17 protein-coding genes are annotated in these 16,377 nt (G+C 71.4%); 8 read left to right on the plus strand and 9 right to left on the minus strand.

The genetic code is table 11. The features are described 5' to 3' along the window. Positions 1-263: 263 nt before the first annotated feature. A complete protein-coding gene (locus M1E25_RS02750) occupies positions 264-1,061 on the minus strand; it encodes an isoprenyl transferase (RefSeq protein WP_251408874.1) in 798 nt (265 codons plus the stop codon). A 110-nt stretch (positions 1,062-1,171) separates the two neighbouring features. Between M1E25_RS02750 and mgrA the strand changes: the two genes are divergently transcribed. After that, positions 1,172-2,206 carry an L-glyceraldehyde 3-phosphate reductase gene (mgrA, locus tag M1E25_RS02755; protein ID WP_308290379.1) on the plus strand — a complete coding sequence of 345 codons (1,035 nt, stop codon included), beginning with the start codon at positions 1,172-1,174 and terminating at the stop codon, positions 2,204-2,206. Positions 2,207-2,422: 216 nt separating this feature from the next. Here the strand turns inward: mgrA and M1E25_RS02760 are convergent, their stop codons facing one another. Beyond that, entirely contained in the window at positions 2,423-3,433 is a 1,011-nt protein-coding gene (locus M1E25_RS02760) for a prepilin peptidase (protein WP_251409059.1), read from the minus strand. 290 nt (positions 3,434-3,723) lie between these two features. Between M1E25_RS02760 and M1E25_RS02765 the strand changes: the two genes are divergently transcribed. The 3 genes from M1E25_RS02765 to M1E25_RS02775 all read left to right on the plus strand — a co-directional run bounded on the left by M1E25_RS02765 (position 3,724) and on the right by M1E25_RS02775 (position 5,661). After that, complete coding sequence (locus tag M1E25_RS02765; RefSeq protein WP_251408877.1) at positions 3,724-4,095, plus strand: DUF192 domain-containing protein; 372 nt, start codon at positions 3,724-3,726, stop codon at positions 4,093-4,095. Between the two features lie 128 nt (positions 4,096-4,223). Further along, complete coding sequence (locus M1E25_RS02770; protein ID WP_251408880.1) at positions 4,224-4,838, plus strand: hypothetical protein; 615 nt, start codon at positions 4,224-4,226, stop codon at positions 4,836-4,838. A 127-nt stretch (positions 4,839-4,965) separates the two neighbouring features. Further along, entirely contained in the window at positions 4,966-5,661 is a 696-nt protein-coding gene (locus M1E25_RS02775) for a hypothetical protein (protein ID WP_251408883.1), read from the plus strand. Here M1E25_RS02775 and M1E25_RS02780 read toward each other — a convergent pair. Continuing rightward, a complete protein-coding gene (locus tag M1E25_RS02780; RefSeq protein ID WP_251408886.1) occupies positions 5,607-5,765 on the minus strand; it encodes an Arc family DNA-binding protein in 159 nt (52 codons plus the stop codon). The two genes, M1E25_RS02775 and M1E25_RS02780, sit on opposite strands and share 55 nt — an antisense overlap. Before the next feature lie 50 nt (positions 5,766-5,815). Between M1E25_RS02780 and M1E25_RS02785 the strand changes: the two genes are divergently transcribed. Further along, a complete protein-coding gene (locus M1E25_RS02785) occupies positions 5,816-7,039 on the plus strand; it encodes an RNA-guided endonuclease InsQ/TnpB family protein (RefSeq protein ID WP_251408889.1) in 1,224 nt (407 codons plus the stop codon). Positions 7,040-7,138: 99 nt separating this feature from the next. Here the strand turns inward: M1E25_RS02785 and M1E25_RS02790 are convergent, their stop codons facing one another. From M1E25_RS02790 to M1E25_RS02805, 4 genes are all read right to left on the minus strand, one after another. Continuing rightward, a complete protein-coding gene (locus tag M1E25_RS02790) occupies positions 7,139-7,933 on the minus strand; it encodes an SDR family oxidoreductase (protein ID WP_308290380.1) in 795 nt (264 codons plus the stop codon). Positions 7,934-8,112: 179 nt separating this feature from the next. Then, positions 8,113-8,586 carry a hypothetical protein gene (locus M1E25_RS02795; RefSeq protein ID WP_251408893.1) on the minus strand — a complete coding sequence of 158 codons (474 nt, stop codon included), beginning with the start codon at positions 8,584-8,586 and terminating at the stop codon, positions 8,113-8,115. 409 nt (positions 8,587-8,995) lie between these two features. Next, complete coding sequence (locus M1E25_RS02800; RefSeq protein ID WP_251408896.1) at positions 8,996-9,391, minus strand: VOC family protein; 396 nt, start codon at positions 9,389-9,391, stop codon at positions 8,996-8,998. A gap of 182 nt (positions 9,392-9,573) precedes the next feature. Next, positions 9,574-10,518 (minus strand): helix-turn-helix transcriptional regulator, encoded by a 945-nt coding sequence (locus M1E25_RS02805; protein ID WP_251408898.1) that lies wholly within the window; start codon positions 10,516-10,518, stop codon positions 9,574-9,576. A 161-nt stretch (positions 10,519-10,679) separates the two neighbouring features. Here M1E25_RS02805 and M1E25_RS02810 point away from each other — a divergent pair, with 161 nt between their 5' ends. The 3 genes from M1E25_RS02810 (at position 10,680) to M1E25_RS02820 (ending at position 13,937) form a co-directional block, all read left to right on the plus strand. After that, on the plus strand, positions 10,680-11,987 hold the full coding sequence (locus M1E25_RS02810) for an ATP-grasp domain-containing protein (RefSeq protein ID WP_251408901.1): 1,308 nt from the start codon (positions 10,680-10,682) through the stop codon (positions 11,985-11,987). Further along, positions 11,984-13,255, plus strand: coding sequence for an MFS transporter (locus M1E25_RS02815; RefSeq protein WP_251408904.1), 1,272 nt, complete (start codon positions 11,984-11,986; stop codon positions 13,253-13,255). The genes M1E25_RS02810 and M1E25_RS02815 overlap by 4 nt, the downstream gene beginning before the upstream one ends. A gap of 421 nt (positions 13,256-13,676) precedes the next feature. Continuing rightward, complete coding sequence (locus M1E25_RS02820) at positions 13,677-13,937, plus strand: hypothetical protein (RefSeq protein ID WP_251408908.1); 261 nt, start codon at positions 13,677-13,679, stop codon at positions 13,935-13,937. A 103-nt stretch (positions 13,938-14,040) separates the two neighbouring features. Here M1E25_RS02820 and M1E25_RS02825 read toward each other — a convergent pair whose 3' ends face one another. Together M1E25_RS02825 and M1E25_RS02830 are read right to left on the minus strand one after the other, a co-directional pair. Beyond that, positions 14,041-14,958, minus strand: coding sequence for a hypothetical protein (locus M1E25_RS02825; RefSeq protein ID WP_251408911.1), 918 nt, complete (start codon positions 14,956-14,958; stop codon positions 14,041-14,043). A gap of 282 nt (positions 14,959-15,240) precedes the next feature. Continuing rightward, positions 15,241-16,200, minus strand: coding sequence for a hypothetical protein (locus tag M1E25_RS02830; RefSeq protein ID WP_251408914.1), 960 nt, complete (start codon positions 16,198-16,200; stop codon positions 15,241-15,243). Positions 16,201-16,377: the final 177 nt, after the last annotated feature.

The following is a 16,377-nucleotide window of genomic DNA, read 5'->3' on the forward strand; positions in this document are numbered from 1 at the left end:
CGGGACAAACCGGCCTCAACGGGGCTGCGGGCGGGTCATCAGGAGGCAACACGGCCGGAACGGCGGGTCCGAGGGCGCCTGCGACCAGGGGGTAAAGGCGCGGCAGGCCCACACGAAAGCCGTACGTGTCCTGCACCGGTACTCCGCGGATTTCGCACCGCGTCGGCACGGAGTTGGCCCGGCGCCCACGGAGGATTCACCCGTGCGGGGTGCCGGACCGGACGGCCCGGCACCCCGCCGGGACCGCGGCGACGGCGGTGGCCTCAGGCCCCGTAGCGCCGGTGGCGGGCGGCGTAGTCGCGTAGCGCCCGGAGGAAGTCGACCTTCCGGAAGGCGGGCCAGAAGACCTCGCAGAAGTAGTACTCGGAGTGCGCGCTCTGCCAGAGCATGAACCCGGACAGCCGCTGCTCACCACTCGTTCGGATCACCAGGTCCGGGTCGGGCTGGCCCCGGGTGTACAGGTGCTCGGCAATGTGCTCGACGTCCAGGGACTCGGCGATCTCCTGGATCGAGGTGCCGCGCTCGGCGTGCTGGGAGAGCAGGGACCGCACGGCGTCGGCGATCTCCTGGCGCCCGCCGTAGCCGACCGCGACGTTGACGAGCAGACCGCCGGCCCCGGCCGTGGTCTCCTCGGCCTCCTTGAGGACGGTCTGGGTGCGGGCGGGCAGCAGGTCGGCGTTGCCCACGTGGTGCACCCGCCAGCGTCCGTCCGAGGCGAGGTCGCGCACCGCGTCCTCGATGATGCCGAGGAGGGGGACCAGCTCCGCTTCGGGACGGTCGAGGTTGTCGGTCGACAGCAGCCACAGGGTGACCACCTCGACGTCGGTCTCCTCGCACCAGCCGAGCATCTCCCGGATCTTCTCGGCACCCGCCTGGTGCCCCTGCTCGGTGGTGCCGCCGGAGGCCCGCGCCCAGCGCCGGTTCCCGTCGAGGATGACGCCGATGTGCTTGGGCACCTGGGTGTGGTCGAGCCGGCCTTCGACACGGCGCGCGTAGAGACGTACGACCAGGTCACGGAGCGCCCGGGGGTAAGGGCGGCGCACCCCGAAAGATTGCTGCATCGAGTCCTTCCAACCCTCCGTGCCACGGCGTCCCCGAAGCATTCACCCTACTGCGCGCGCTGGTCGGGCGACCAACCGGACGCCTCGGGACCCGTGATAGGGAGGTGGGCGTGACGAACACCTCCCCTTATCGCGCAGCCGGCGGCCGCTACGACTCCATGGAGTACCGCCGCAGCGGCCGCAGCGGCCTCAAGCTCCCCGCCGTCTCGCTCGGCCTCTGGCACAACTTCGGCGACGACCGCACACTCGAGTCCCAACGGGCCATCCTGCGCCGTGCGTTCGACCTCGGCGTGACGCACTTCGACCTGGCCAACAACTACGGTCCGCCGCCCGGTTCCGCCGAGCTCAACTTCGGCAGGATCTTCGCGCAGGACTTCCGCCCCTACCGGGACGAAATGGTCCTGTCCACGAAGGCCGGCTACGACATGCACCCCGGCCCGTACGGCGAGTGGGGCTCGCGCAAGTACCTGTTGTCGTCGCTCGACGCCTCGCTGAAGCGGATGGGCGTCGACTACGTCGACATCTTCTACTCGCACCGGTTCGACCCGGACACCCCGCTCGAGGAGACCATGGGCGCGCTGGCGTCCGCCGTGCAGCAGGGCAAGGCCCTGTACGTGGGCGTCTCCTCCTACAACGCCCAGCAGACCTCCGAAGCCGCGCGCATCCTGGGGGAGATGGGCGTCCGGCCGCTGATCCACCAGCCGTCCTACTCCATGATCAACCGGTGGACGGAGGACGACCGGCTGCTGGACACCCTGGAGGTGGCGGGCATGGGGTGCATCTCCTTCGCGCCGCTGGCGCAGGGAATGCTGACGGACAAGTACCTCGACGGGATCCCGGAGGGCTCGCGGGCCACCCAGGGCAAGTCCCTCGACCCGGGGCTGCTGACCGAGGACGTCGTGCGGCGGCTGCGCGGGCTGAACGATATCGCCGCACGGCGCGGGCAGTCGCTGGCGCAGCTGGCGCTGTGCTGGGTGCTGCGGGACGAGCGGATGACGTCGGCGCTGATCGGCGCGTCGAGCGTCGGGCAGCTGGAGGCGAACGTGGCGGCGCTGGGCGCCCCGGCGCTCACCGACGAGGAACTCGCGGAGATCGACTCGTTCGCGGTCAGCACCGATGGCGTGAACATCTGGGCCCGCCGGTGATCCTTCCGTCCGGGGGCCGCGGAGCGGCGTAGTCCCCGGGGAAGGAAAACGGGCCGGTCCGTGGGGGGGATACGGACCGGCCCGAGGGGGGGTTTCCACCATAACCGGTCTCAGGCCGTGCTTCACGCGTCGACGGGGGTGACGTTGTGCATGATGCTGACGCGTTTGACGGAACACCGTCAGACAAAACCCCTCCGCCGATGGGATTTCCGCTGCTCAGAGCGGTCCTGGGCCACCCAGGAGCACGCCGAGGAATGCGCCGAAAATCATGAAGGGACCGAACGGCATCGCCGTCTTCCGCCCGGCGCGTCGCAGCAGCATCAGGCCCAGGCCGTACCCGGCACCTGCCACGAATCCGGCGAAAGCCCCGGCGATCAGCACCGGCCATCCGTACCAGCCGAGGGCCAGGCCCACGGCGAGCGCCAGCTTGACGTCGCCGAAACCCATGCCGTTCGGGTTGATCACGAAGAGCAGGACATAGACGGCGCCGAGGGCCGCCCCGCCGAGGAGGGCGCCGGGCCAGGAGCCGGCGTTCCCCGGCAACAGGTCGGCGAGCCCCAGCAGGACGGCGGCGGCCCCGGCGAGCGGCAGGGTCAGTACGTCCGGCAGCCGGTGCACCGCCCGGTCGACGAGGGCCAGGAGGACGGCGACGGGGGTCAGGAGCAGCCACACGGCGAGTTCCGGCCGCGGGCCGACGGCAGCGGCGATCACGGCGCAGCCGGCGCCGGTGACCAGCGATACGGCGACGGTGCGCGGCCCGTACCGGCCCCGTGGGCGATGGGCGCCGGCATGGGCGGTCGCCGGACCGGTGGGGCCTTCGGGGCCGGAGCGCTGGTCGGGGTCCTCGGCTCCCGGGAGGTCTTCGGGCGCGGTCGATGCCGGAGCGCGGGGCTCCGATGCCGTGGCGGGACCGTCCGTCGTCTGCCCGGCGCGGTCTGCGGCAGGGTCGGTGACGGGCACGGAGACCGCGGCCTCACCGGACGCCGCTGCGGCGGATGCAGCGGGACCGGACTCGCCGGACGCTGCGGACGTGGCGGGCGCCCGGCCCCCGCACGGGGCGCACCGTGCGGGGCCGAGCCAACCGCGAGCGGGGCCGGTCAGCGGATGTCCGGCGGGACAGGCCGTGCGCCACGGTTCGTCGGCGGGGACGGCGAGCCGGTACGCGGGGCGGGATACCAACAGCCCTGCGACAACGCCGTATCCGGCGGCGAACAGGCTCAGCATCATCTGCACGGGGCGACTCTACGGGCGCCCGGGCGGCCCTGCATGGGCCTGTGGACCCAGTGGCGGCGCGGCCGCGTTCCTGCAGCCCGGCCTCCGCCTGTCCGCCGCCCCGCCGGCCACGGATGCGCGCCACCGGCGGATCCGAGTCGTCGGCGGGTCCGTGACGTCGGGCCGGGCCCCGCCGCGGGGCCGGGGCTTCCGGGGGCCGCACGCCGGAGCGGTCCGGGCCATGGCCATGGGAGGGCGGCCGTCCCTCTGGTACAACACCGGCAGAGCCGATCGAGGGGGCAGGCATGGGCCGGTGGCGGGACGGCAGGGCGCGGTTGCACGTCGAGGGGGCGGGTGCCGCGGAGCGGGTGCCGGTGGAGGTCGCCGCGTCGTACCGGGCACGCACCCGCGGGCTCCTCGGACGGGACGGTGTCGAGGGCGTCCTGATGCTGACGCCCGCGGGCAGTGTGCACACCTTCCGGATGCGGTTCCCGATCGATGTCGCCTATCTGGACCGGCACTTCGAGGTCATCGCGGTGCGCACCATGCGGCCGGGACGTCTCGGTCTGCCGCGGGTCCGTTCCCGCCACGTCCTGGAGTCGGCGGCGGGCGCGATGGACGGCTGGGGGATCCGGCCCGGGGTGCGGGTGCAGGTGGAGCCGGCCGGAGAGGGCTGAGCGGCCCCGGGGCGGGGCCGGGCATCATGCGCCACCGTCAACAGCACTGCGATACAGGGGAGTTGCACATCCCGCTCTCTTGCGCGAACCGGCAGCGGGCAGCCACCCCGCCTGGCAGGATTCCCCTCATGTCGAACACACAAGCGATGACCTACCGGCGCGTGGGCATGGTCCTCCAGGAGATCGGCATGGTCTCCGAGGAGAAGGTGCGCAGCGTCCTGAAGGAGGCAGAGGAGTTCGCTGACGAGGAGATGGAGCACCACGAGGCGGCCGACGCCCTGGAGGAGTTCGGGGCAGCGGTCTCGGTCCACGCCGACGGCATCGACTCGATTCACTACGCCTACGCGGACCTGCTGACGGACGCCACCGCGGTGGCCGGCGACCGCGTCACCATCACCGACGTGCGACTCGTCGAGGGCGAGGGGGAACTCGCGAACGGACGTTTCGACACCCTGGAGTTCCGGCGGAACGGCAAGCCCGTCTCCATCAGCGCCGAGCACTTCGCCGACGACCACTTCAGTCTCGAGACCGCGTGCCAGGCCGTCCTCGCGACGGCAGACGAGGACGACCCCCGCTCATGGTGCGAAGTCGGCTTCGAGCGCAAGCAGTACGCCGGCGGCGACACCGTCCTGGTCCTCGCCACGCCCGAGCAGGCGGCGGCGCTGCAGGAGCATCTGGGCTTCACGTTCCCCCACGGCGTCCGACGGCGCCGGGTGCGGGTGGAGGCGGCCGGAGAGGGCTGAGCGGCCCCGGGGCGGGGCCGGTCATCATGCGCCACCGTCAACTTGTCCGGCAGACAGGTGGGTTGCATGTCGCGATCATTGTGCGAACCGGCAGTGGGCAGCCATCTCGCCTGACAGGATCCCCCTCATGTCGAACACACAAGCGATGACCTACCGGCGCGTGGGCAGGGTCCTCCAGGAGATCGGCATGGTCTCCGAGGAGAAGGTGCGCAGCGTCCTGAAAGAGGCGGAGAACTACGCGGACGAGGAGGTGGACCAGTACGAGGCGGCCTGTGCCCTGGAGGAGTTCGGGGTGGCGGTCTCGGTCCACGCCGACGACATCGATTCGATTCACGAGGACTACGCGGCCCTGCTGACGGACGCCCTCGCGGTGGCCGGCGACCGCGTCACCATCACCGACGTGCGGCTCGTCGAGGGCGACGGCGAGCTCGAGAACGGACGTTTCGACACCCTGGAGTTCCGGCGGAACGGCAAGCCCGTCTCCATCAGCGCCGAGCACTTCGCCGACGACTACTTCGACCACCAGGCCGCGTGCGAGGCCATCGACGGGACCGCGGATGCGGACGACCCACGCTCGTGGTGCGAAGTCGACTTCGAGCGCAAGCAGTACGCCGGCTACGACACCGTCCTGGTCCTCGCCACGCCCGAGCAGGCGGCGGCGCTGCAGGAGCATCTGGGCTTCACCTGGAATCTCCGAGGGTGCCCCGGCCTTCAGGCCGGGGAGGGATCGGACTCCTGCGAAGCAGGGCAGGGAAAGCCGAATTGCCGTCAGGGGGATTCGGCGTCGGCCGCGGCGGCGTCGCGCTCGACCTCCAGCCGGTAGACGATCTCGGAATTGAGGGACCTGCGGGCGGACCTGGCCTGAGCGGCCAGCCACTCGTGCAGGTCGGCGGGCAGACGGAGCGTGATGCGCTTCTCTTCATCCATGACCCCAGAGTAGTGGGTTTCAAGTGGTCGACCAGTGGTAGAATGACACCATGTCGACACGACCGGCGGTGAATGGGGATACCGGACATGCCCGGTACACCTACCGGCTCCCCGTGTCGTCGATCGCCCGCACCGCCCTCCTCGCCGAGTGGGCGCGGTGCCGGTGGGTGTGGAACGAATGCGTGGCCATGTCCCGCAAGGACCACGGCCTGAACAAGGGCGCCACCGAGAAGGCGACGTGCGGCCCAGCACAGCTCGACAAGATGCTGACCGAGGCCCGTCATTCCATGTCGTGGCTGCGTGAGGGCGCGTCGGTGCCGCAGCAGCAGACCATCCGGGACTACGGCAAGTCCCGCTCCAAGGCGCTGAAGGACATCAAGGACAGGCTTCCGATACGGCGCCGGTCCGGGATGCCCCGGCCGAAGAAGAAGCGCGAGGCGCTGCCCACGCTCAACCACACCACTCGCGGCTTCCGGCTGAAGGACGGCCGACTGCACCTCGCGGGCGGCATCGCGTTGACGGTGGTGTGCTCGCGGGAACTCCCGGCCGCACCATCCTCGGTACGCGTGTACCAGGACTCCATCGGCCACTGGTACGCCTCTTTCGTCGTCGCCACCGAGACCCAGCCGCTTCCCGCGACGGGCCGCATCCTCGGCGTGGACTGGGGCGTCAAGGAGACCGCGACCACCACGAGTGACGCGTACGACTTCCCCCACGCCCAGCACGGCAGAACCGCCGCGCAGAAACTCGCCCGCTATCAGCGGATGATGGCCCGGCGTAAGCCGCCCAAGGGCAGGCCCGGGTCGAAGGGCTACCGGGAAGCGAAGCGGCAGACGGCGAAGCTGCACAAGAAGGTCGCCCGCCAACGGCAGGACACCACCCGCAAGTGGGCCAAGCGCGTGATCCGTGACCATGACGCCATCGCAGTGGAGGACTTCCGGCCGCGCTTCCTCGCGAAGACCACCATGGCCCGCAAAGCGGCCGACGCGGCGATCGGTGCCACCAAGACGGCCCTGATCGAGATGGGCCGCAAGCACGCACGGGATATCCGTCTCGTGCACCCCGCACACACCACCATGGACTGCGCGGCGTGCGGTGCGAGAACCAAGCACGCACTTCCTCTTTCGGAGCGTACCTACACCTGCACCGCGTGCGGAGTCGTATCCCCTCGGGACAAGAACTCCGCCCGCGTGATGCTGGTCCGGGCTGGTCTCAACCCGGCTGGTGCCGAGGGCGTAAGACCTGCGGGAGCGCTGCTCCCACAGGCAGCCTGAGCCAGGAATCCCCTCCCTTCAGGGAAGGGAGGATGTCAAGTTCCCCACGATGTCCGGTTCCGGGCCCGGACGCCAGGTCACGAAGCGGCCCGCAGAGCACTACCGCGACGTGTCCGGGGCGTCCCGCCGGGCGAGGTATTCCTCGAAGGTGGTGCGGCCGACGGCCCGGTCCGGGACCAGGTTGCCGCCCAGGCGCAGGGCCCGGAAGAACCTGCCGGGCGGCCGGACCGGCACTACGCGGCGGCTACGACCGGAGGCCCGGAGAGTCGCCCGGGTGAAGTGGGCGGCGTCGCGGATCTGCGGGCCGCCCATGTCGTCGGCCCGGCCGACGGCGGGCCCGGTGGCGAGGGCGACGAGCCGCGCGGCGACCTCGTCCACGTCGATCGGCTGGAACCGCACCCCGCCGAGCGTGAGCGCGACGGGCAGCCGGCGCTGTGCGTCGGTGAGCAGGGCGACGAGGTCGTGGAACTGGGTGGTGCGCAGCACGGACCAGGGCAGGCCGGAAGTCGCGACGAGTCGTTCGGTGTCGAGCTTGGCCCGGTAGTAGAAGAAGGGCACCCGGTCGATGCCGACGATCGAGATGTGGACGAGATGGGGGCGGCCGGCGGAGCGCAGGACCGCGTCGCTGAGGTTGCGGGTGATCTGCACGTCCTTGCGGTTGCCGGTGCTCGCGCAGTGGACGATCGCGCTGGTGCCCGTGACGGCCGCGTCGATGCCCTCGCCGGTGTTCAGGTCGCCGGTGACCCACTCCGCGTCACCGGGGCTGCCGTCGTCGGCGGGCCGCGGGCGGCGGCTGAGGATGCGGGTGCCGTGGCCGCCGGCGAGCAGTTGCCGGACGACGGCGCGGCCGAGGGTTCCGGTGCCTCCGGTGACGAGAACGGGGCCGTTCATCATGGTTCGCCTCCCTTCGGGGAGCCTACTCCTCCGTCCCCGGCGGGGGTTGTCAGCCGCAGGTGCCGCCGGATGACACCGAGGGCGGTTACGGCCGTCCCCTGTTCGGTCGTAACCACCCCCGGTCGTTCATGGTTGCCCTGCCTGGGCCGGGTGGTCCGCCCCGGGGCAGGCAGGGCGGCTCAGGTGTCGCGGGCGTCGAGGGCCATGTCGGCGGCCATGCCCGCAACACAGCCGACGAGGACCGCGAGGCTGGACATCCAGATGCCCTCGGCGACCACGCTCCCCCACAGGTACGCGAGGTTCGCGACCTGCGAGGCCAGCGGGACGGCCAGCGCCGCCAGCAGGTGCTGCGCCGACGACGTCCGGAACGGTTCGCGGTGCAGCCGGGCTGCGGCCAGCGTCGCCAGCCCCGCCCACAGGGTGGCCGGGAGGTGCAGCAGGAGCAGCCGCCAGCCGAAGCTCTCCAGCCGCTCCGGGCCGGCCAGGTTCTCGAACAGCACCGTCCCCTGGAGGTAGCCCCCGAGGACGAGGACGACGATCGCCGCCGCCCACGACTTCATCAGCGCGAACACGGACGCGCTGCGGCTCTCGTCCTGACGGGAACGGGTGCCCGGGAGGTCGTACCGGGACGCTCCCCTGCTGCCGAATCCCATGGTGTGTCCGTCCGTCGTGGCCGTTCGCGCCACGTGCTGCTGTGCGGCGCCGCGAGCGGTCGTCCGTTCCGCTCGGGAAAAACGCTAGGTGGGAGGGGGTGCGGGCGACATGGGCCCGGGGGCCCACTTCCGGACCCAAGATCTTCGGGCGGTTATGCCCCGGGAATACGACCACCGGCGTGGGGCTCTTCCGGGAACGGTGGAGTCGGCGTGCCCCGGCTCATTCGCCACCGGCGGCCATGACGGCCCGACAGGCCACCGGTACAGCTCTGTTGACGTACAGTCATCGGCCCGGGGCCCGCCGTCGTCCGGACCCGCCCCGCCTGAGCAGCCGGACGACCGCACCGCGTTCGCCTGAGCGCGGGACGGGCGACCGGAAGCAGGTTCCGGTGCCGTGTGCGACCCCCCGTCAGAGGCAGCGGCCGGCGAGGACGCAGAACTCGTTGCCCTCCGGGTCGGTGAGGACGACCCAGCTCTCGTCGTCGCCCTGGCCGACGTCGGCGTGCCGGGCACCCAGGTCGAGCAGACGACGCACCTCGTCCTCCTGCTCCCGGTCGGTGGGGTTCACGTCGATGTGGAGCCGGTTCTTGACGGTCTTGCCCTCGGGCACGCGCGCGAACGTCAGCGTCGGGGGCACCGGGCCGAGGCGGTCCCTGCCCTCGGGCACCAGCGGGGAACCGATGGTGACGATGCCGTCGCCCTCGTCCTCGTCCCGCACCTCGTAGTCGAGGACCGAGCACCAGAACCGGGCAAGGCCGCGGGGATCGGCGCAGTCGATCGCGAGCTCGGTGAACTTACTGGTCATGCCAGGATCTTCCGGCCCGAGGAGCGGGTCGGCCAAGGCCACACGCCGATCGCCGTGTTCGCCGGCGAGTCAGGCCGGACGCGCCATGCGTTCATCGCGGGCCTGGGGGGCGCTGCGTTGCCGGTGGCCTTTCGCGGAGCACCGGAACGGGACTTGGCGATGGCCGCCGCCGTCGTACGAGGTCACCGAGCGGGCTCCACCGCCGCCGTGAAGCGGGCCGCCACGGCCGCCACCGCCGCCCGGAGTTCCGGGCCGCTCTCGACCCGGAACCCGAACGGCATCCTCGCCAGCCACTTCTGCGCGTACATCTCCGGACTGCTCGTGCTGCCGACCAGCACGCACCCGTCGTCCGACGCCTCCAGTCGTCCCATGGGGGGAGTGATCCACCGCGCCACCTCGGGCAGAGGGGCGTCGAACACCACACGGGTGAGGTACTCCCAGCCCGTGCCCAGGTTCTCCTCCAGCACCGCCACCGGGTCGAGGTCGTCGGGCGGGTCGAACGCGCGGGTCGTCCGGTGGACCGTGCCGATCCGGTCGACCCGGTAGGTGCGGATCGCATCCGCGCGATGCGAGTGGCACAGGAGGTACCAGCGCCCGTGGCGGAGGACCACCGCCCAGGGGTCCACCTCGCCCTCCGACTCCCTCCCCGACTCGCTCCGGTACGCCACCCGCACGCTCCGCCGGTCCGCGGACGCCGCGACCAGGGCGCTGATGGTGTCCGGATCGGGCCTGACCGAGTACGGGTCGGGCGCAGCCGAGGCGTGGTCGCGCAGCCGTGCCGCCTGCCGGCCGACGTTCTCCGGCAGCGCTCGGATGACCTTGCTCAGCGCGTTGCCCACGAGTTCGCCGGCGTCGTCGAGCGCTGCCATGACCAGGCTCAGTGCCTCGGGTTCGGTGAAGACCACCGGCGGCAGCCGCGTTCCGCGTCCCAGCCGGTACCCGCCGTACGGGCCCCGGGTCGACTCGACCGGGATGCCCGCCTCCCGGAGGATCCCGATGTACCGGCGCGCGGCCCGCTCCGTGACACCCAGCGACGCGGCGAGCTCGTCCGCGGTCGCGCCGGGTCGGGTCCGGAGGATGTCCATGGTGCGCAGGGCCCGTGCGGTGGGGCTGAGATCGGTCGGCACACGAGCAGATTAGGCGTCGCCTTCTGTACCGGAAGTGGATTGTCCGGAACCGGCCTTAGCCTGACGCATCCGATCGGACGGCAGCCGCGCCGAAGGCCTGGTGCGACTGTCGGACGCCCCTTGGACGCCCGGTCGTGGTCGGTGCGCCGCCGGGAGGAAACATGAGAGAGGGAATCACCGTGTCCGACGATGTCGCATCCACCGGCCGACGGGCCTCGACGGTCGCCACCGGACGGCCTCGCGTCCTGGTCGTCGGCGGCAGCCTCACCCATGTGCGCAAGGCCCGGGAGCTCGGGCTGGACGTGGTTCACGTCCAGTACCCGGACGCGTACGACCGCGGCCACGCGCCTCACGTCGATCAGGCGCTGCCGCTCGACTACGGCGACGTCGACCGGCTCCTGCCACTGGCCCGGGCGCTGCACGAGGCGTACCCGTTCCAGGCAGCCGTGTCGCTGTTCGAGCTCGGCTTGCTGCCGGCGGCGCGGATCAACGAGGCGCTCGGCCTCGGCGGCGAGTCCGTCGCCACCGTGGAACTGCTGCTGGACAAGTGGCGGATGCGCAGGCATCTGACCGCGAAGGGCATCAGCCCGGTGGCCTCCGCGGTCGGCCGTTCCGCGCAGGACGTCCGGGAGTTCGCCGATGCGAACGGGCTCCCGATCGTCGTCAAGCCGGTCCGCGAATCGGGCAGCCTGGGGGTGTTCCGCGTCCGTGACCGGGCCGACGTGGACACCGTCGCCGATCGGTTCCGGTCCCTCGACGACGGGCAGTGGGCCGTCGGGGACCTGGCTTTCGCCGATTCCTTCGCGGAGTTCCTCATGGAGGAGTTCCTGGACGGCCCGGAGATCAGCGTGGAGACCCTGAGCTTCGACGGCCGGCATGTGGTCGTCGCGGTGACCGACAAGGAGTGCGCCGGCCCCGGTTTCGTCGAGATCGGACATGCGCAGCCCAGCGGCTGCCCGGCCGGGACGCTGCGCGAGGTCGAGCAGTTGGTGACGGGCTTCCTCGACGCGGTGGGGCTGCGCAACGGTCCGGGGCACACCGAGGTCAAGCTGACGTCGCGCGGCCCGCGGATCGTCGAGTCGCACAACCGCGTCGGCGGTGACCGGATCAATGATCTGGCCGAGCTCGTCTACGGCGTGGACATGGAGCGCTACGCGCTGGGCGCCCGGTTCGGCCTGGTGGAGCCGCTGACGTCGTCGCCCGGGCCCCGGGGCGGAGCGGCCGTCCGGTTCCTGACACCCGAGCCCGGACGGGTCGTGGAGGTGACCGGCGCCGACGCGGTGCGCGCGGACCCGGCGTGCGCCGACCTCCGGTTGGAGGTGCGGCCGGGTGACGTGGTGCCACCGCTGACCTGGAACGAGGACAAGGCCGGCCACGTCATCGCCCGCGGTGCCGACGCCGCCGAAGCGATCGCCCACAGCAGGCGGTTGGCCTCGACGATCCGCGTGCGCACCGAGCCCGTCTCATGAGCACCGCGCCGCCGGAGCGTTCCGGCGTCGAGGGGCCGGACCGGTCGAGCGACGACGAGCCGCGGTTCCGCGACGCACTGCGCGGCCTGCCCGTCCGGGTGTGGATCATCAGTCTCGGCATCCTGGTCAACCAGGTCGGCAACTTCCTGCCCGTGTTCATCGTGCTCTACCTGACCGAGCGCGGCCATTCCGCCGGAGCCGCGGGGCTGGTGCTGGGCATCTCCGGGGTGGGCAAGGTGTTCGGCAACGCCGTCGGCGGTCACCTCGCCGACCGGATCGGCCGGCGATGGACCATCGTGCTGTCCGCCGTGACCACCTCCGGGCTGACCGCGGTCGTGCCGTTCCTCGAAGCGCTGCCGGTCATCGTCGCGGTGGTCGGTCTCATCGGCGTGACGTCGCAGATCTACCGGCCGGCCGCGGCCGCGGTGCTGGTCGATTCCGTGGCGGCGACCGACCAGCACCGGCTGGCCGCCTTCGGGGTGTTCCGGTTCGCGATGAACATCGGCGCTGCGCTGGGCGGCGTCATCGGCGGTGTACTGGCCGGCACCTCCTACGTGCTTCTCTTCACGGGCAACGCCGTCGCGTGCCTGCTGTTCGGGGTGGTCGTGGGGGCGCTGTTGCGGGATGCGCCCAAGCCGCGGCCCGGCCGGGACGACGCGGATCCGCGGGCGGACCGGGCGGTGGGGTACCGGCAGGTGTTCGCCGACCGCATCCTGGTGCGCTTCCTGCTGATGACCGTGTTCGCCGAGTTCGTCTACATCCAGTCCACCGTCGGCCTGCCCCTGCACGTCAGCCACGTGGGTCTGAGCGAGCGCGACTTCGGTCTCCTCATCGGGCTCAACGGTCTGCTGGTACTGGCCCTCGAGTTGCCCATCACCGGCGCGGTCTCCCGGTACCGGCCGGAGTACGTCCTGGCCATCGGCAACCTGATCACCGGCGCCGGTCTCGCACTGACCGGGTTCGCCACCGACATGGTGATGCTGGCGGCGACGGTGCTGCTCTGGACGTTCGGCGAGATGATGAACAGCTCCATCTCCCAGGCCTACGTGGGGAGTCTGGCTCCCCCGCACATGGTCGGCCGCTACCAAGGGTTGCACGGCGTCGCCTACACCATCGGTACGGGCACCGGACCGATCATCGGCGGCGCCCTGTACGCGTTCGGCCCCTGGGCGCTGTGGGTCCTGATCGGCGCCGCCGGGCTGCTGTCCGCCCAGCTCGGTCTGCCGCGCCGCCGCGTGGCGCCCACCGTTCTCGCACCGGATTCCTGACCGGCATCGCCGCGGGCTTGACTCATCCACCCAAATCATTTGAACACCTGTTCGGATTATGCCAGTGTGGATTGCCACGCGGATGATGAACAACCTTGCGGATGGCGGCAGTTGGCCGCGCTCCGGAACGGGACCGATCGGATCGCCGGGACGACGAAGGCGGACTCCTCGGCGGTGCTCACGTCACGAGCGCGCCGCGCGGCGGGACAAGGAGAGTCACGAGGACAGCACACGAAGAGCACCACGCACGGCATCACCGACGTCGATCGCCCTGATCGACGCCATCGGAGGGCCCGGGCACACGCCTGCGGCGCATCGGATGCCCGTGGTCACCACAGCCGCAGCTGTGCCAGGGGCGTCGGACGTCCTGCCCTGGCTGCAGGCGGGAGCTCCCCGTGGTGACTGCGGAAGGAGAGGGAGCATGACGGTGGACGAGGAGACCGGCGCGAGCGTCGCGGTGGAACTGGAAAGGCTCCGCAGCTCGGTCGACGTCGGTTTCGCCACGACCCGCGGCAGCCTGGCCCTGTTGCTCCAGCGTGCCGACCAGATGGACAAGGTGCTGGAGGAACACGACAAGCGTCTCGAGGCACTGGAGCGCACCCGCTGGCCACTGCCGTCGCTGGCAGCCGTGACATCCTGCGTCGCCCTTGCGCTGGCGCTGTGGGAGAGCGCCGGCCGGTAGATCTGCGGGAGACGGGGATGCGGAGGCCCTGCCCCGCACACCGTCCGCGGGCGGGACGCCGTCCGGACTCCTGCGGCCTGCCCGCCGCACCCCGTTGTTCGGCTCAGCTCCAGTTCGCCGTGGGCCCGCGCAACGGCCGGTAGGGAACCGGGCGTCCGGTGATCGAGTCGAGCAGGACGCGGTCGCCCACGGGTCGGTCCAGCTTCACCGTCACCTGCTGCGATATCGCCTGGTCAGTGCAGAGGCCGACGTCCTCCCGCTTCCTGACGGCGGACCACAGCACCACGCTGCCGCGGGTTTCCAGCACGCTCACCACCGCGCCGTCGTCGCAGGCACCGTGCAGCGCGTCGACGGTCACCGACCGCCCGTCCGGGGTTGTCCGGAAGAGCCCGTGGAGCGGAAGGCCGGGGACACCGCGGGCCCGCCTGATCGGCGGCTCGGGGAGTTTCGACGGGACGACAGCGGCCCGCTTGAGGGGGGAGTCATAGCCGTCGAGGGTGAACAGCCAGGCCGGGACGGTCGCCGGCCCGCGGCTGGTGGCCACGGTCATCTCACCCGGCTTCGCCCCGGTCACCGTGAGATGCGGCTTGCCGCGGGCGGGAGGGCCGGCCATGGACTCGTAGGACTCCTTCGCCCCGACGAGCGGCCGGGTGAGCGAATCACCTCCGGCCCAGGTCACCCGGCCGTCCTCGGGCCCGGTGCCGGGCAACGCGCCCCGCAGGACGAGCATGCGGCCCTGGAGGGCCCGCCTTTCGCCCTCGCTCCGGAGACCCCCGCGCGGCAGCTGGATCACGTCACCCAGGGGGTGGTAGCCCGCCCGCCACGCGGCAGCCGCCGCCGAACCGTCCCAGGCCGCGGCGACCTTTCGGGCACGCTGTGCCCGCGCCTTCGCGTCGGCGACGGCGTCCTGCCGACTGCCGGCCACCTGCTCGCTGCCGCAACCGGTGACGGTTCCCAGGCCGACGGCTGCCAGGACCAGCCCGACGAGCAGACCGGCCGTGCGCGATGCCCTGATGTGCATGTGACCTCCCGAAAGGCGGCGAAGAACACTGTCGGTCCTGTGGGGCGGCCGGGCGGACACCCTCCAGTCAGTGCGCGCCCTTGGAACGAGGCCCACGCCCCGTGAATCCAACGCTCTCTCAACTCCGGAATCTCCGACTCCGGCGATCGGCGTTCGATTCGCGGACGGCGGGCCCAACGTGCCTCGCGGCGACCGCGCTGCGGCTCTCGAGGCGGCCGGTCCGCTCTCCGTCGTACGACCACTCCCCCGGCCGTCCGCCGGCGCCGCGCCGGGGGCTGTGCGTCAGTCGGTGCCGCGCAGTGCACGCCTGCGGTCGTGCAGGACCAGCAGCAGGACCATGCCCGTCATCACGCCGAGGATCGCGCCGCCACCCCGGGCGAGCGCTCCCGCGACGGGGAGTTCGGGAGAGGGCTGCTGCATGTCGGTGAGGGTGAGCAGGCTGTAGAAGCTGTAGGAGAACAGCATGCCGGACGAGACCCATGCGGCAGCCATCGGCGGGAGGAACCTGCGGGCACCGCGGCGGGTGGCCAGAACCAGGATGCCCCAGGCGCCGGCGAGGGCCCAGAGGGCCGTGCTCAGTGACAGCATGCGCCACCACAGGTCACGGTGGTCCAGCTCGGTCCCGTCCAGTCCGAGGGTGCCGCCCGCGGCCCAGAAGACCTTGACGCAGGCGAGCACGACGCAACCGAAGGCGATCAACCTGGCCAGTGGCACCTGCAAGTGGCGTGTACTGCCCACGGGTTCGGCGTACGCGAGCGGTCCTCCCAGGGCTTCGGGCCAGCGCGCCGTGGTGTAACCGGCCAGCGCGACCGGCAGGCCGACCCCGATCCCGACCAGCGAGATCATCACGAGAACCTGTTCGTAGACCCAGAAGTCAGGGGATCCGGCGTCCTGGTCGCGGTTCATGGCAGCCGGGCCGAGCACCGGCGCCACCAGCAGCATCGGTACGAGCAGACCGGTGCCCACCCATACGGGCAGGCCCACCAGCCAGGCGGGCAGGCGTTCGCCCCAGGGTCTGGAGAACGCCATGGCCAGGAAGATGCCGACGGCGGCGAGGAAGGCGGTCGCCGCGTTGATCGCACGCCAGTCGGCGCCGCCCATGTCTCCCGTGGGAACGAAGAGGCCGAAGGACCAGACGATTTTGATGAGCAGATACGGTGTCACCGCCAGTGCGGCCGTCAGGCCGCCGATTCTGCGGAGTTTCGTCAATCGGCCGGTCTGGTTGTCTGCCCCCGTGGTCATGTCCGGAATGCTAGCGATGCCCGCCGGCTCGCGGTGAGTTTTTTTCTACGCCCTGGACGGCCTCTCCCCCACCGTTGTTCGCTCCCGGTCCTGGCCCGGGTGGGGGCCGAGCACCTCGAGGTATTCGCGCGAGTTGCCGACGGTGCTCCGATGTCGTGCCATGGAGGAGTCCGGGCG

The sequence above is a fragment of the Streptomyces meridianus genome, assembly GCF_023703325.1.
In the GTDB taxonomy this organism is placed as follows: domain Bacteria; phylum Actinomycetota; class Actinomycetes; order Streptomycetales; family Streptomycetaceae; genus Streptomyces; species Streptomyces meridianus.

What these genes read in the sequence shown, in the direction of transcription:
- M1E25_RS02750 (WP_251408874.1), bottom strand. Translation starts at nt 1,061, where the DNA reads ATGCAGCAATCTTTCGGGGTGCGCCGCCCTTACCCCCGGGCGCTCCGT.
- M1E25_RS02760 (WP_251409059.1), bottom strand. Translation starts at nt 3,433, where the DNA reads ATGATGCTGAGCCTGTTCGCCGCCGGATACGGCGTTGTCGCAGGGCTG.
- M1E25_RS02765 (WP_251408877.1), top strand. Translation starts at nt 3,724, where the DNA reads ATGGGCCGGTGGCGGGACGGCAGGGCGCGGTTGCACGTCGAGGGGGCG.
- M1E25_RS02770 (WP_251408880.1), top strand. Translation starts at nt 4,224, where the DNA reads ATGTCGAACACACAAGCGATGACCTACCGGCGCGTGGGCATGGTCCTC.
- M1E25_RS02775 (WP_251408883.1), top strand. Translation starts at nt 4,966, where the DNA reads ATGTCGAACACACAAGCGATGACCTACCGGCGCGTGGGCAGGGTCCTC.
- M1E25_RS02780 (WP_251408886.1), bottom strand. Translation starts at nt 5,765, where the DNA reads ATGGATGAAGAGAAGCGCATCACGCTCCGTCTGCCCGCCGACCTGCAC.
- M1E25_RS02785 (WP_251408889.1), top strand. Translation starts at nt 5,816, where the DNA reads ATGTCGACACGACCGGCGGTGAATGGGGATACCGGACATGCCCGGTAC.
- M1E25_RS02790 (WP_308290380.1), bottom strand. Translation starts at nt 7,933, where the DNA reads ATGATGAACGGCCCCGTTCTCGTCACCGGAGGCACCGGAACCCTCGGC.
- M1E25_RS02795 (WP_251408893.1), bottom strand. Translation starts at nt 8,586, where the DNA reads ATGGGATTCGGCAGCAGGGGAGCGTCCCGGTACGACCTCCCGGGCACC.
- M1E25_RS02800 (WP_251408896.1), bottom strand. Translation starts at nt 9,391, where the DNA reads ATGACCAGTAAGTTCACCGAGCTCGCGATCGACTGCGCCGATCCCCGC.
- M1E25_RS02810 (WP_251408901.1), top strand. Translation starts at nt 10,680, where the DNA reads ATGAGAGAGGGAATCACCGTGTCCGACGATGTCGCATCCACCGGCCGA.
- M1E25_RS02815 (WP_251408904.1), top strand. Translation starts at nt 11,984, where the DNA reads ATGAGCACCGCGCCGCCGGAGCGTTCCGGCGTCGAGGGGCCGGACCGG.
- M1E25_RS02820 (WP_251408908.1), top strand. Translation starts at nt 13,677, where the DNA reads ATGACGGTGGACGAGGAGACCGGCGCGAGCGTCGCGGTGGAACTGGAA.
- M1E25_RS02825 (WP_251408911.1), bottom strand. Translation starts at nt 14,958, where the DNA reads ATGCACATCAGGGCATCGCGCACGGCCGGTCTGCTCGTCGGGCTGGTC.
- M1E25_RS02830 (WP_251408914.1), bottom strand. Translation starts at nt 16,200, where the DNA reads ATGACCACGGGGGCAGACAACCAGACCGGCCGATTGACGAAACTCCGC.